We start from the raw sequence: 13,250 nt of genomic DNA on the forward strand, positions 1-13,250 counted from the left end.
GAAATCGCGAAGCCGGTCACTGAGTTCATCGGTGCGCAGCCGGTACGTCAGGTGAGGACTGACGTGAGGCCGGGTCCGAAAGCTTCCCGACGGTGCCCCGGGCTATAGCGACCATGCAACCAGGCCACCCGTGGGCACAGCGAATCCGGGAATGGACACGCACAACGAAGGTCAATACTACCGTGTCTACGCGGTCGGGGCAAAGCGCCGGCGCGGAGCGCCGGTCCCGCCGTCGTGCCGCTCAGCGCTGGACCAGCTGCTCGTGGAGCTGGGTCAGGACGCGCGCGACCTCGCCGCGGCTGATCCGCTGGCCGGGGCGGAAGGTGCCGTCCCCGTAGCCGTTCAGGACCTCCTGCTCGGCGAGCCACCCGATCTCGGTGGCGAACGCGTGCTCGGCCGGTACGTCGCTGAAGGGGGCGTCCTCGCCGGGCTCATAGCCGCTGTAGCCCGCGTCCACCAGGCGGTAGGTGAAGGCCGCCAGCTCGCCGCGCGTCACCGGCCGCGCCGGACCGAAGGTGCCGTCCGCATAGCCGTAGGTCAGCCCCTGGCCCACGGCCCAGGCGATGGGCTCGGCGAAGGGATGGTCCTCGCCGACGTCCTGGAATGGGTCTTGCTCGAACTCGTCCCAGAGGCTCGCCTCTCCGGGGGACAGCAGCGGGAAGGCCTCGCCCACCTGCTCGGTGTAGCGGTGGAGGAAGGCCACCGATTCGCCGCGGCTGATGGACCGGCCCGCGCGGTAGGTGTTGTCCGCGTAGCCCTCGGTGATGGACCAGCACTGCATCCAGCGGATGTCCCGGTGGTAGGCAGAGGTGCTGCTGCCGGCGGGGGCACCGAGCGCGTTGTCCGCGAAGGGCGCCGGGCAGGCCTCCGGGGCGGTCCAGGGGCCGGTCAGCCGGCCCGCGGGCGCGGCCGAGATCACCTGAGCGGTCCGGCGCTCCGTGACGCCGCCGGTGATGAGGTCCGCCGTCAACTCGTGGGCGACGGCCGCGGCCCCCGGCCGGGGATCGAACTGGGAGACCACCAGTTGGCGGTCGGCCCGCAGGCGGTTCTCCAGGGTGAACGTCTTGGTCCCGTCCTCGCAGCTGACGTCCAGGTCAGGCTCTTGGTTGGTGGGCATCAGGGTGCTGGAGTCGATGATCAGGGCCTCATAGGGCTCACGGCAGAGCGTGCCGTCCCGCAGGACCACCGCGGTCTCCGAGGCGCCCGCCGGGCCCGACTGCGTGAGCAGCACCCAGTGCGTGGAGCCGGTGAAGTCCAGCTCGCCGCTGACCCAGGCCTCGCGTACGGGCAGCTCGGTGGGGTTCAGCCGCACCACATCCGAGCTGCGGCGCCCGTCCTGGTCCACGAAGTACACCGTGTAGGCGAAGGGATCGAACTCCTCGACGTCGCCGAAATCGGGGTCGGTGGGGTCGCCGTGGTCGGCCGGGTCCTCCGGTTGGGATTCCACGACGTCGGCCAGCGCCAGCGGGGCGGCGATCGGCAGTTCCAGCGTGCCGCAGGAGCCGGCACCCGGGGCGGCTCCGTCCCCTGGGGCGGCTCCCGGGGCGAGGTGGAGGTCAACGCTCGTCTTGAGCTCCTGCCCCCAGTCGTCCCCGAGATCGGTGACGGAGAAGACCAGGTCGGCGGTCAGGACGGTATCGCCGGAGTCATCGGTGACCGGGACGGAGGACGTGTACCGCTCATCCAGTCCGACCAGCCGCTCCCAATTGCTGATCGGGGCGTCCCACATGATGTCGAAGCCCACCACGTCCTCCGCCGTGGCCCCAGGGTGGAGGCAGAAGTCGGCCTGGACCGTGAGGTGGTTCGCCTCCGCGCTCAGTTCGTCCTCCACCACGGACAGGCCGCTGAAGTAGCCCGGGTAGCCGTGCTCCTCGCTGGTCAGTGCGGGGTTGGCCGCTGGATTGGCAATGGCGGCGGCCGGGCTGGTGGTGTCGGCAGCGGCCGGGAGGATGGCAGCCGGACCCACGACGACGGCGCCCGCCAGCACCGCAGCGGCCGTCACCTTCGCCGGGCGGAACCGACGCGAGGGCAGGGCGGGGGCCGAGGCGTTTGCCGGGCGGAACCGGCGCGCGGACCGGCCACAGATGGCTGAGGCCATCGCCGAGCGGAACCGGCCCGCGCGCAGGGCGGGGGCGGCCGGCGTCGTGCCTTCTGACCGCGGGGAGACGCCCACCGCCTCGGGCCCGGAGTGGCGCGCGGGCGGCGGAGGGAGGTCTGAGGGCGACGGTGCGGGATTCATGAGGTGGCCTCTGTGCAGGCACCGGGTTCCGGTGCGGTCGAACCGCGCAGGGTCGTGGCATCCGGGCTCCTGCGAAGGGCCGGCGGCGGAGTCCGGTGCTGCGGTGATGATCGCTGAATCTAGCCGACGCATCCAGACTGCGGGGACACGGGATCGTAACGGTTGCGAGGGGCTGGTGGGGCCGGGCTGCGCGGCTCGATCGGCGTGCGCCCTGGGGCCGGTACACCATGCCCGCCGCCCCGTGCAGCATGCCCGCCGAACCAGCGGCCCCGCACCGCCGGTCCACTCCTCCACAGGTAACCAATCCATGGCGTGTCGTCCACAGATTCCGAAAAGCCCTTCCGTCCGCCCAACGACCGTGATCGAATGGAGCTATTCGAACACGTGTTCCCATCGGAGAGGCAGAGGCCGGGACAGGAGGGCAGCATGGACCACGACGAAGCACCAGACCGTTCTCATGACTCCGGCCCCGATCCCGACCTCGGCACCGGCCCCGCCCTGGAGGAGATGCCCCTCGGCCAACTGATGGGCCTGCTCTATGCGACCACCCGGGCGGTGACGGATCGGCTTGCCGCGCCGGATGCGCTCCGCGAGGTGGCTCCCCTGGCCCTTGCCGCTACCCGTGCCGCTTCCACTGGTGACTCCACGAGTGATTCCACCGGCGACTCCCAGGGCAGCTCCCGGGACTGGGGTGCCATGCTCCCCGAGCCGGGCGCCACGGCCACCGACCCAGCCCTGCCTGCACCCACGTCACCTGATTCAGCAGTCCCGTCCGCCTCACCTGCGGACGGGAGTGTCCCGCCAGCACCGCCTGCTCCGCCTGATCCGCCTGCTGCCTCGGACGGCGTCACGCTGCCGACGCTGCAACAGGTCCTGGAGAACATCGGGCGGTCCGTCGCAGCAGCCCAGATGTCGCTGGCGGGCCACACCGTGGAGACCTTCGAGAACCCCTCCGAGCGCGAACGGCTCCTCGGCCTCCCCGCCGGCAAGCCCCCGTTCCGTGACGCCACCGACTACCTCAGACTGGCCCTCCGCATCGACGGCACCGAGGCCCGCCGTCGCGTCCGCTGGGTCGCCGACCTTCGCCCCTCCCAGGCCCTGTCCGGGGAGCTCCTCCCGCCGCGTCGACCGCTTCTGGCCGAGGTGGTTCAGGACGGTTCGGTGGACCGTACTGCGGTGGACGTCATCACTCAGGCGATGGGTGCGGCCCGCCAGATGGCCCGCCGGGTCGGAGCCGAGCCGCACGCCGTCGGCCCCCTGCTGGAGGACGGCGAAGAGCGGCTGGTCTCCCAGGCCCTCTCCGTGGACCCGGGAACCCTGCGCAAGGTGAGCAACCACTGGCTGAAGTGGTTCGAGGCCACCGTGGACCCGGACGGCGCCGAACCGAACGATGCCGATCTCCCGCAGATGCAGGGCATGATCCGCAAGGGCAAGCGCAACGGCCTGCACCACTGGCTGCTGGCCGTCGACGACGCGCAGAACGAGTACCTGGAGACCATCTCCAGCGCCGCCACGAATCCCCGCGCACAGTACCGCGGCTCCGCCGAGGGATGCGGGCTGGGTGAGACGGGCGAGACTGCCGACTCTGGCGAGGGTCAGCTGATGGCCGAGGCGCTGTCTGACGGCGACGGCGAGTACACCGCCGTGCCCGCCCTCGACCCCCGTTCGAGGAACCAGCAGCAGCTGGACGGTCTCATCGCCTGCATCGCCGGCGGACTGGCGCTGATCGAGTCGGACCGGCTCCCCTCCTCGGGTGGCCAGCGTCCCCAGGTGGCCGTGACCATTGACTTCCACACGCTGCTGGGCGATCTGGAGAAGGCGGGCAACCGCTCCGCCGAGGACCTCAGTCAGTTCGAGTCATCGGCCGCCTACACCGGCATGATCCACCCGAACATCATCCGGGCCATGGCGTGTGACTCAGAGATCCTCCCGGTCGTCCTCGGCGCCCAGGGAGAGGTGCTCGATGTCGGACGGGCCCAGCGGCTCTTCCCCACCCGGTTGCGCCAGGCGATCGCCGCACGGGACGGCGGCTGCACCGCGCCCGGGTGCTGGATCCCCGCACCGTGGTGCGAGGCGCACCACGTGGAGTATTGGGAACACGGCGGACCCACCTCCGTTGAGAACGGGGTACTGCTCTGCGTCCATCACCATCACGCCGTGCATTCGGGTGCCTGGGAGATCGACATGAGATCCGGCAGCCCGTGGTTCATCCCCGCGCCCTATCTGGATCCACGGAGACAACCACAGCGCAATCTCTACTGGCGGCAGCGGTGAGATCAAGGGTGCGTTGCAGGGTGAGTTGCTGGGTGCGTTCCGTGGTGCGCTCGAAAGCGCGCGGCTCTGCGTCCGGCTCGGTGTCCGGCTCAGTGTCCGGCTCAGTGTCCGGCTCCGAGGCGTCCCGCGTCCAGCTACAGGCCCGTCCGTCTGGCGCGGGTTCCCTCGGCACGGGAGGCGAGGGCGGCAGGATCGACGCCGGCGTCGGGGTACTCGACATGCTCCAGGACCAACGCGTGCGGCGGGGCCAGCCGGGTCTGCGCATCGCGCACCATGGCCTCGAGGCGCCCGGCCACCCATCCGGCGGGGTGGCGCCCCTCCCCCACCTGCACCGTGGCGGCGACGAGGGCCCGCACCATGTTGTGGCAGAAGGCGTCGGCCCTCAGATGGGCGGTGATGAGGCCGGTCTGGGGGTCTCGCGTGAAGCCGAAGTCCTGCAGCTCGCGGATGGTGGTGGCACCGTCGCGCGGCTTGCAGAAGGTCAGGAAGTCATGGAGTCCGAGCACGGACCGCGCCTCGGCGTCCATGAGCTCCACATCCAGTACGGTCTTGTGCCAGTAGGTGAACCGCCGATTCAGGGGGTCGCAGGCCTCGGAAGAGTCGCTGATGGCATACCGGTAGGACCGCCACAGGGCCGAGAACCTCGCGTCGAAGCCTTCGGGGGCCAGCGCGGCCCGCCGGATGACCACCGCGCCCCGCTCTCGGCTCAGGGCGCCGCTGAGGCGGCGCACCAGGGTCGACGCCGGCTCCAGCCCTTCCCGGTGGCGCGTCACCGCGGTCCATTCGGCCTCGGTCAGGTCGAAGTGCACCACCTGGCCCCGGGCGTGGACGCCGGCGTCCGTGCGGCCGGCGACGACCGTGCGCACGGGACGGCGGATGATCATGGCCAGCGCCGATTCCAGAACGCCCTGCACCGTTGGCAGGCCCGGCTGGGTGGCCCAGCCGTTGTAGTCCGTGCCGTCGTAGGCCAGGTCGAGGCGGACGCGGACTAGCGCGGGAGACGGCGTGGACATGGGAACCATTCTAAATCCCGGGCCAGAATGGACAGCATGGATCCGACCCTCGCGCCGTGGATGGCCTACCTCTTGACCGTGCTGCCGGCCGTGGTGCTGGTCGGCATCGTGGTGGCCCTGCTCCCTCGGCAGGCTCACGGGGTACGGATCATGATGCTGATCCTCGGCTTCATCGTCGCCCGCGACGCCATGACCGCCCAGGGGCTGTGGGAGTTCGGCGTGGTCGGCGGCGGGGCGGACGGCACGGCAGGCGGCACGGCAGGCGGCACGGCAGGCGGCACGGCGGGCGGTGGGGACTCGGGAGGTGGCGGGAGCTCCAGCGGAGTGCCGACGCTATGGCTGCGGTTCACCGATGACCCCGTCGCCCTGCTCGTCCTGGCCATGGCCTCTCTGGCTCTCGTGGGAGCGATCCTCGTCGCCTGCCGGGATCTCCGTTGGACGGTGCTGTGGACGGGGCGGCGGTGGTGGACCTCGGTCCTTGTAGGGCTGCTCGGCGGGGCGCTGATCGTGCTGCCGTTCCTCTTCCTCTACGGGACGATCGGGCAGTGGATCCCCGCGCTCCAGTCGGTGGCCCCCGCCCTGACGGTGCCTCCCGTCCCCGTGGACCAGCGCGGCGGCGCCGTGGCCGGTGGCGTGCTGGTGGTGCTGGCGGTCTTCGCCCTGTGCGGGAACCTGGTGGAGGAGGTGCTCTTCCGCGGATTCCTCCAGGCGCACCTGGAGGACCAGCTTCCGGGCCGGACGGGCCGCTGGCGGGCGGCCCTGCTCTCGGCGCTGACCTTCGCGGCGGGGCATCTGGTCCTCGCCTTCCTCCTGACGGACCTGGGCTGGCCGATCCTCGCCTTCACGTTCCTCGAAGGGCTGGTGTGCGCCGTCATCGCCCTGCGGCACGGGGTGCTCGGCGCGACCGTCGCCCATGCCGGCGCCATCTTCATGCTGGCGTCCGGCCTGCTCTGAGGCTGGCCGCCAGTCTGGTCCGAGGTTGGCCGCCAGCCTGGGCAGAGGCTGATTTCCCCTCGCGCGCAGACCGACCTTCCAACGCCTCCGTTAAGCAGAACGACCCGCCACCGGCGCACGCGGGGTGCACGGTGACGGGTCAGTCCAGGCTAGACCAGATCAGGCGAGACCAGATCGGATCAGACCGGGAGAATCACTTCTCGTCGGTCTTCTCCTCAGCGGCAGGAGCCTCGGCAGCGTCAGTCTCAGCAGCCGGGGTCCCGGCAGCCTCAGACTCAGCGGCGTCAGTCTCCACGACCTCGGCCTCGGCGACCGGAGTCTCCTCGACCGGGGCATCCTCGACCACAGCAGCCGGGGCGGCCGGGGCAGCGGTCTCAGCGGCCTGCTCGGCCTCACGGACCACCGCCTGCTTGGCGGAGACGGGCTCCATGACGAGCTCGATCACGGCCATGGGGGCGTTGTCCCCGTGGCGGTTACCGATCTTCGTGATGCGGGTGTAGCCGCCCTCGCGCTCGGCCATGGCCGGGCCGATCACGGTGAACAGCTCGTGCACGATCGTCTTGTTCGTGCGGTTCTTGGCCGAGATGATGCCCTGAACCTTGCGACGCGAGGCCAGATCGCCCTTCTTGGCGAAGGTGATCAGACGCTCGGCGAAGGGACGCAGGCGCTTGGCCTTGGTCACCGTGGTGGTGATCTTCTTGTGCTCGAACAGGTTGGCCGAGAGGTTGGCCAGCATGATCCGCTCGTGGGCAGGGCCGCCGCCCAGGCGCGGTCCCTTGGTGGGGGTAGGCATTGGTGATTCTCCTCAGATGGTCCCTGACGGCTACCGGCCATCAGGACGCTATGGGTGGTGGTACGGAAGGACCAAACCCGGTTCAGCGAACCGGGGCTCAGTACTCGCCGTAGGACTCCTCGTCCGACTCCTGGGAGTGCAGGGAGGGGTCGTAGCCAGCCGGGGAGTCCTTCAGGGACAGACCCAGTTCGGTCAGCTTTTCCTTGACCTCGTCGATGGACTTGGCACCGAAGTTCCGGATGTCCATCAGATCGGCCTCGGAGCGGGCGACGAGCTCGCCGACGGTGTGGATGCCCTCGCGCTTCAGGCAGTTGTAGGAGCGCACGGTCATCTCGAGGTCCTCGATCGGCAGGGCCATGTCCGCGGCCACCGTGGTGTCCGTCGGGCTCGGACCGATCTCGATGCCCTCGGCCTCCAGGTTCAGCTCGCGGGCCAGGCCGAAGAGCTCCACCAGGGTGGTGCCGGCGGAGGCCACGGCGTCACGCGGAGCCATGGACTCCTTGGTCTCCACGTCGATGATGAGGCGGTCGAAGTCGGTGCGCTGCTCCACACGGGTGGCCTCGACCTTGAAGGTGACCTTCAGCACCGGCGAGTAGATGGAGTCGACCGGGATGCGGCCGATCTCCGCGTCGGCGGACTTGTTCTGGGCCGCCGTGACGTAGCCGCGGCCGCGCTCGACGATGAGCTCCATGTCGAACTTGCCCTTGCCGTTCAGGGTGGCGATGTGCAGATCCGGGTTGTGGACCTCGACGCCGGCCGGGGACGTGATGTCCGCGGCGGTGACGACGCCGGGGCCCTGCTTGCGCAGGTAGGCGACGACGGGCTCGTCATGCTCCGAGGAGACCGAGAGCTTCTTGATGTTCAGGATGACCTCGGTGACGTCTTCCTTCACACCGGCGACGGTGCTGAACTCGTGCAGCACCCCATCCACGCGGATGCTGGTGACAGCAGCGCCCGGGATGGAGGACAGCAGGGTCCGGCGAAGGGAGTTACCGAGGGTATAGCCGAACCCGGGTTCCAGCGGTTCGATGATGAACCGGGAGCGGTTGTCGGCAACGACTTCTTCAGTCAGCGTGGGGCGCTGTGCAATGAGCACTGACATTTCCTTTCGGCGAGCGTCCGCCATATGACGCACACGATGGGTGGAAACGAATGGGGTGGGCTGGTGAGCACCGAGGCGCACGCCCCCGATTCAGGGGACGTGCGCTCGGTACTGCGGTCAGACGCGGCGGCGCTTGGCCGGGCGGCAACCGTTGTGGGCAGAGGGGGTGACGTCCGAGATGGAGCCGACCTCCAGGCCGGCGGCCTGGAGCGAGCGGATCGCGGTCTCGCGGCCGGAGCCGGGACCCTTCACGAAGACGTCGACCTTACGCAGCCCGTGCTCCTGAGCGGCCTTGGCAGCCTTCTCGGCGGCCATCTGGGCGGCGTAGGGGGTGGACTTGCGGGAGCCCTTGAATCCCACATCGCCGGCCGAGGCCCACGAGATCACAGCACCGGTGGTGTCCGTGATGGACACGATGGTGTTGTTGAAGGTGCTCTTGATGTGGGCCTGGCCCACGGTGATGTTCTTCTTGTCCTTGCGACGAGGCTTGCGGGTCACCGCAGCACGTGTCTTGGGGGGCATGTGTCTCTCCTACGAAAGCTGGTGTTGTGCGGAAGTGACTGTCGGGGTCCGGCTACTTCTTGCGGCCGGCGACGGTCTTCTTCGGGCCCTTGCGGGTACGGGCGTTGGTCTTGGTGCGCTGGCCACGGACGGGCAGGCCGCGGCGGTGGCGGACACCCTGGTAGGAGCCGATCTCCAGCTTGCGGCGGATATCGGCTGCCACCTCGCGGCGCAGGTCACCCTCCACCTTGAAGTTCGCCTCGATGTAGTCGCGCAGGGCAACCAGCTGATCGTCGGTCAGATCCTTGACGCGGATGCTCGGGTCAATCCCGGTCGCCTCGAGGGTCTGCTCGGAGCGGGTCTGGCCCACACCGAAGATGTACGTGAGAGCGATGACGACGCGCTTCTCGCGCGGGATGTCGACGCCTGCTAGACGTGCCATAAGGCCGTCCTCCTAGTTCTTCTGAAGCAAAGGTCTGCACCAGCACGTCCCCTCACTGCGGGAATCTCTTCCCTGCGGTGCCCTGGTGGCGGTTCCGGCGAAGTTCCGGATGTTTCACTCCGCCCACCGGCGTTGCCGCGGTTCGGGTCCCCGGCCTCTGCGTCCAGGGGTTGCCGTGACCGTCCCTGGGGGTTCCCAGTGGCCGATCCCGGCTGTGCTGCTGTTCGGTCCGGTTGGACCTGGCCGTGAGTGGTGTGCTCAGTGGACCGGTGCTGCGCGTGGACCATCCCGTCGAAGGACGAGATCAGCCCTGGCGCTGCTTGTGGCGTGGGTTGTCGCAGATCACCAGGACGCGGCCCTTACGGCGCACCACCTGGCACTTGTCACAGATCCGCTTCACGCTTGGCTGAACCTTCATGGTTCCTCCTCCAGCGCTAGCTGTTGAGTGGTGGATGGGTTTACTTGTAGCGGTACACGATCCGACCCCGGTTGAGGTCGTACGGGCTAAGTTCCACGACGACCCGGTCCTCGGGGAGGATCCGGATGTAGTGCTGACGCATCTTTCCCGAGATCGTGGCGAGCACAACGTGCTCGTTCTGCAGACGGACGCGGAACATTGCGTTCGGCAATGCCTCGCTCACCGTGCCCTCGACCTCGATGACACCTTCCTTCTTAGCCATGTCCTCCACTTACGTTGTGCCGGAACCACCCGCCACAGGGGCGGATAGAGTCTGGCGGGGATGTTTCCGGTTGACCGATGGGGCGGGACCCTGCAGGACACAGCCCAGCAGGACGCGGCGCACCGCAGAGACAACCAGCAAGCAATACTACTGGTTTCCCGCACAGAAGTGAAATTCACCCGCGTCGGAGTTGACCGGGTTCAGCAGAACGGGTAGGTGGAAAGCCCTACTCCCCGAGCGGGACGGGCACCACGCCGAGCGGGGTGAGGTCCGCCGCGCCGCCGTCGGGCATGGTCAGCACCCAGATCCCGCCCCGGTGCCGCGCGACCGAGTGCTCCCACTGGCTGGCGCGCGCGCCGTCACGGGTGACCACGGTCCAGTCGTCCGCCAGGACGTCCGTCTCCAGCCCTCCGCGCACGAGCATCGGCTCGATCGCGAGGCACAGGCCCGGCTTGACCTTGGGCCCGCGGTGCCGGGAGCGGTAGTTGAGCACGTCCGGGGCCTGGTGCATGGCGGTGCCGATGCCGTGGCCCACGTAGTCCTGCAGGATGCCGAGCGGGGCTCCGGGCTGCGAACTGACGAAGTCATCGATCGCGTCCCCGATGTCCCCGACGTACTTGGCGGTGGCCAGCGCCGCGATCCCGCGCCACATGGCCTGGCGGGTGATCTCGGAGAGGCGCTCGTCCTCCGGGTCCGCCGTGCCGGCCGCGGAGGAGCCCAGCACCACGGTGCGGGCCGAGTCGGAGTGCCAGCCGTCGATGATGCAGCCGCCGTCGATCTTGAGCACGTCCCCGGACTGGAGCACCCGCTCCCCCGGGATCCCGTGCACCACCTCCTCGTTCACGGAGGCGCAGATGGTCTTGGGGTAGCCGTAGTAGCCCAGGAAGTTGGGGGTGGCGCCGGCCCCCTCGAGAACCGAGGCGAACACGGCGTCGACCGCGGCCGTCGTCGTGCCCGGGACCGCCGCCCCCACGGCCGCGTCCAGGGCGCGGTGAAGGACCAGGCCGGCGCGATGCATGGTCTGCATCTGCGGGACGGTCTTCAGTTCGACCTGACGGCGGCTCATCGGCTACTCCGGGTTCTCGGCGTCGCCCTCGCCCACGGACTGGACGACCGGCAGGTTCCCGGTGCGCTCCCGGACCGAGTACACGGCCTGCAGCAGTCGCTCGGTGATGTCATCGATCTGGCCGGTGCCGTCCACGCGCTGGACGATGCCGCGGGCCACGTAGGACTCGATCACGGCCTCGGTCTGCTCGTGGTAGAGGTCCAGGCGGTGCTGGATGACCTCCTCCGTGTCATCGCTGCGCCCGTCGCTCTCGGCGCGGCCCAGCAGGCGGGCCACCAGCTCATCGTCGGGCACGGTCAGCTCGATGACCACGTTCAGGGCGTGGCCGTCCTCGGTGAGGAACCCGTCCAGGGCCTCCACCTGACCGGAGGTGCGGGGGTAGCCGTCCAGCAGGAAGCCGTGCTCCACGTCCGACTGGCGGATGCGCTCGGCGACCATCCGGTTCGTGACCTCGTCCGGGACGAAGTCGCCATTGTCCATGTACTTCTTCGCCTCCTTGCCCAGCGGCGTCATCTCCTTGACGTTGTACCGGAAGATGTCGCCCGTGGAAATCGCCACGATGCCGAGCTTGTCCGCGATGCGGGAAGCCTGGGTGCCCTTACCGGACCCGGGAGGGCCCATGATCAGCATGCGGGTCATTGGTATTCCTTACTGTCGATCAGCGTGGTTATTCGGTGTTCAGGAGTACGTCTGGGGGTGGGCGTCTTCCGGGACGGGGCTTCTGCCGCAGCAGTCTCTCTAGCGCAGCAGCCCCTCGTAGTTGTGCTGCTCCATCTGGGCGTTGATCTGCTTGATGGTCTGCAGCGCGACGCCCACCATGATGAGGATGGAGATGCCGCCGAACGGGAAGTTCTGGTCTGCGTTGATCAGCACGAAGGCGATCATCGGGATCATCGCCAGGACTCCAAGGTACAACGCGCCCGGGAAGGTGATCCTGCTGATGACGTATTCGAGGTACTTCTCCGTGGGCCCGCCGGCGCGGACGCCGGGGATGAAGCCGCCGTACTTCTTCATGTTGTCGCTGATCTCCACCGGGTTGAAGGTGATCGTCACGTAGAAGTACGTGAAGCCGATCGTCAGCAGGAAGAACAGGGCCATGTAGACGGGGTGGGAGCCCGTGCTGAAGTACGTGGAGAGGAAGATGACCCACTCCGGCGGGTTGGACCCGTCCTGGGGGGTGTTGAACTGGATCAGGATGCCCGGGAGCATCATGATCGAGGACGCGAAGATCACGGGGATCACGCCGGCCATGTTGACCTTGATCGGGATGTAGGTGCTCGTCCCGCCCACGGTGCGCCGGCCGATCTGCCGCTTGGCGTACTGCACGGGCACACGGCGCTGGGACTCCTCCACGAACACCACGGCCATGATGGTCAGCAGCCCGACGATCATCACGATGCCGAACACGCGCCAGCCCTGGGTGGTCCAGATCTGGCCCAGGCCGGCCGGGAACCCGGCGGCGATGGACAGGAAGATCAGCAGGGACATGCCGTTGCCGACGCCCCGCTCGGTGATGAGTTCGCCCAGCCACATGATCAACACGGTGCCCGAGGTCAGCGTGACGATCATCAGCAGGATGATCCCCAGGCTGTCATCCGGCACGATCGGCAGGTTGCAGCCGAGCAGCGCGCCAGTCCGGGCCAGGGAGACGATGGTGGTGGCGTTGAGCAGGGCCAGGGCGACCGTCAGGTAACGGGTGTACTGGGTCAGCTTCGACTGGCCCTGCGCCCCCTCCTTCTGCAGCTCCTCGAACCGCGGGATCACCACGCGCAGGAGCTGCACGATGATGGCCGCCGTGATGTACGGCATGATGCCGAGGGCGAAGACCGACACCTGCAGCATGGCGCCGCCGGAGAACATGTTCACGAACGAGTACAGCCCACCGGTGGTGTTGCCCTGATCCAGGCAGACCTGCACGGTGCCGTAGTCGACCCCGGGGGCCGGGATGAAGGCACCGAGCCGGTAGATGACGACGATCCCGAGGGTGAACCAGATCTTTCGCCGCAGGTCGGGCGTCCGGAAGACCCGGGCAATCGCGCTGAACAAGCGTCCTCCTGGTGGTGGGGTAGTGGAGTGGTCAGTCAGGGCGGCCCCGCGGGTCGGCCCAGTGAACCACTGAGCGAGTCTATCGGAAAGAAGAAGGCCCCCGTGCCGCTCCCCCACATGGACTCCACGTGGATCAGCGG

At 68.7% G+C, this 13,250-nt stretch carries 13 protein-coding genes; 2 read left to right on the forward strand and 11 right to left on the reverse strand.

What is annotated here, in order from left to right; all coding sequences use genetic code 11:
- Positions 1 to 241: 241 nt before the first annotated feature.
- On the reverse strand, positions 242 to 2,239 hold the full coding sequence (locus tag RE421_RS15045; protein ID WP_309811780.1) for an S-layer homology domain-containing protein: 1,998 nt from the start codon (positions 2,237 to 2,239) through the stop codon (positions 242 to 244).
- Between the two features lie 426 nt (positions 2,240 to 2,665).
- Here RE421_RS15045 and RE421_RS15050 point away from each other — a divergent pair, with 426 nt between their 5' ends.
- A complete protein-coding gene (locus RE421_RS15050) occupies positions 2,666 to 4,513 on the forward strand; it encodes a DUF222 domain-containing protein (RefSeq protein WP_309811783.1) in 1,848 nt (615 codons plus the stop codon).
- A 134-nt stretch (positions 4,514 to 4,647) separates the two neighbouring features.
- Here the strand turns inward: RE421_RS15050 and truA are convergent, their stop codons facing one another.
- Entirely contained in the window at positions 4,648 to 5,526 is an 879-nt protein-coding gene (truA, locus tag RE421_RS15055) for a tRNA pseudouridine(38-40) synthase TruA (RefSeq protein ID WP_309811786.1), read from the reverse strand.
- A gap of 36 nt (positions 5,527 to 5,562) precedes the next feature.
- Between truA and RE421_RS15060 the strand changes: the two genes are divergently transcribed.
- Entirely contained in the window at positions 5,563 to 6,480 is a 918-nt protein-coding gene (locus tag RE421_RS15060; protein WP_309811788.1) for a CPBP family intramembrane glutamic endopeptidase, read from the forward strand.
- Between the two features lie 193 nt (positions 6,481 to 6,673).
- On the opposite strand, the gene rplQ is transcribed toward RE421_RS15060, so the two are convergent.
- From rplQ to secY, 9 genes are all read right to left on the reverse strand, one after another.
- Positions 6,674 to 7,273 carry a 50S ribosomal protein L17 gene (rplQ, locus tag RE421_RS15065; RefSeq protein ID WP_309811789.1) on the reverse strand — a complete coding sequence of 200 codons (600 nt, stop codon included), beginning with the start codon at positions 7,271 to 7,273 and terminating at the stop codon, positions 6,674 to 6,676.
- A 97-nt stretch (positions 7,274 to 7,370) separates the two neighbouring features.
- Entirely contained in the window at positions 7,371 to 8,369 is a 999-nt protein-coding gene (locus RE421_RS15070) for a DNA-directed RNA polymerase subunit alpha (RefSeq protein WP_309811790.1), read from the reverse strand.
- 123 nt (positions 8,370 to 8,492) lie between these two features.
- Positions 8,493 to 8,897: a 30S ribosomal protein S11 gene (rpsK, locus tag RE421_RS15075; protein WP_115931872.1), complete on the reverse strand. Its 405-nt coding sequence runs from the start codon at positions 8,895 to 8,897 to the stop codon at positions 8,493 to 8,495.
- 52 nt (positions 8,898 to 8,949) lie between these two features.
- Entirely contained in the window at positions 8,950 to 9,318 is a 369-nt protein-coding gene (gene rpsM / locus RE421_RS15080) for a 30S ribosomal protein S13 (RefSeq protein ID WP_309811794.1), read from the reverse strand.
- Positions 9,319 to 9,622: 304 nt separating this feature from the next.
- A complete protein-coding gene (rpmJ, locus tag RE421_RS15085) occupies positions 9,623 to 9,736 on the reverse strand; it encodes a 50S ribosomal protein L36 (protein ID WP_309811795.1) in 114 nt (37 codons plus the stop codon).
- 40 nt (positions 9,737 to 9,776) lie between these two features.
- A complete protein-coding gene (gene infA / locus RE421_RS15090; protein WP_010080397.1) occupies positions 9,777 to 9,998 on the reverse strand; it encodes a translation initiation factor IF-1 in 222 nt (73 codons plus the stop codon).
- A gap of 226 nt (positions 9,999 to 10,224) precedes the next feature.
- Complete coding sequence (gene map, locus RE421_RS15095; protein WP_309811846.1) at positions 10,225 to 11,064, reverse strand: type I methionyl aminopeptidase; 840 nt, start codon at positions 11,062 to 11,064, stop codon at positions 10,225 to 10,227.
- A 3-nt stretch (positions 11,065 to 11,067) separates the two neighbouring features.
- On the reverse strand, positions 11,068 to 11,703 hold the full coding sequence (locus RE421_RS15100) for an adenylate kinase (RefSeq protein WP_309811849.1): 636 nt from the start codon (positions 11,701 to 11,703) through the stop codon (positions 11,068 to 11,070).
- A gap of 99 nt (positions 11,704 to 11,802) precedes the next feature.
- Positions 11,803 to 13,110, reverse strand: coding sequence for a preprotein translocase subunit SecY (gene secY / locus RE421_RS15105; RefSeq protein ID WP_309811851.1), 1,308 nt, complete (start codon positions 13,108 to 13,110; stop codon positions 11,803 to 11,805).
- Positions 13,111 to 13,250: the final 140 nt, after the last annotated feature.

Source organism: Citricoccus sp. I39-566, assembly GCF_031432995.1.
Lineage (GTDB): Bacteria > Actinomycetota > Actinomycetes > Actinomycetales > Micrococcaceae > Citricoccus > Citricoccus nitrophenolicus_A.

Coding starts and splice junctions, on each gene's coding strand:
- rpsK (WP_115931872.1), bottom strand. CDS start 8,897: ATGCCCCCCAAGACACGTGCTGCGGTGACCCGCAAGCCTCGTCGCAAG.
- infA (WP_010080397.1), bottom strand. CDS start 9,998: ATGGCTAAGAAGGAAGGTGTCATCGAGGTCGAGGGCACGGTGAGCGAG.
- RE421_RS15045 (WP_309811780.1), bottom strand. CDS start 2,239: ATGAATCCCGCACCGTCGCCCTCAGACCTCCCTCCGCCGCCCGCGCGC.
- rpmJ (WP_309811795.1), bottom strand. CDS start 9,736: ATGAAGGTTCAGCCAAGCGTGAAGCGGATCTGTGACAAGTGCCAGGTG.
- RE421_RS15060 (WP_309811788.1), top strand. CDS start 5,563: ATGGATCCGACCCTCGCGCCGTGGATGGCCTACCTCTTGACCGTGCTG.
- rpsM (WP_309811794.1), bottom strand. CDS start 9,318: ATGGCACGTCTAGCAGGCGTCGACATCCCGCGCGAGAAGCGCGTCGTC.
- RE421_RS15100 (WP_309811849.1), bottom strand. CDS start 11,703: ATGACCCGCATGCTGATCATGGGCCCTCCCGGGTCCGGTAAGGGCACC.
- map (WP_309811846.1), bottom strand. CDS start 11,064: ATGAGCCGCCGTCAGGTCGAACTGAAGACCGTCCCGCAGATGCAGACC.
- rplQ (WP_309811789.1), bottom strand. CDS start 7,273: ATGCCTACCCCCACCAAGGGACCGCGCCTGGGCGGCGGCCCTGCCCAC.
- RE421_RS15050 (WP_309811783.1), top strand. CDS start 2,666: ATGGACCACGACGAAGCACCAGACCGTTCTCATGACTCCGGCCCCGAT.
- truA (WP_309811786.1), bottom strand. CDS start 5,526: ATGTCCACGCCGTCTCCCGCGCTAGTCCGCGTCCGCCTCGACCTGGCC.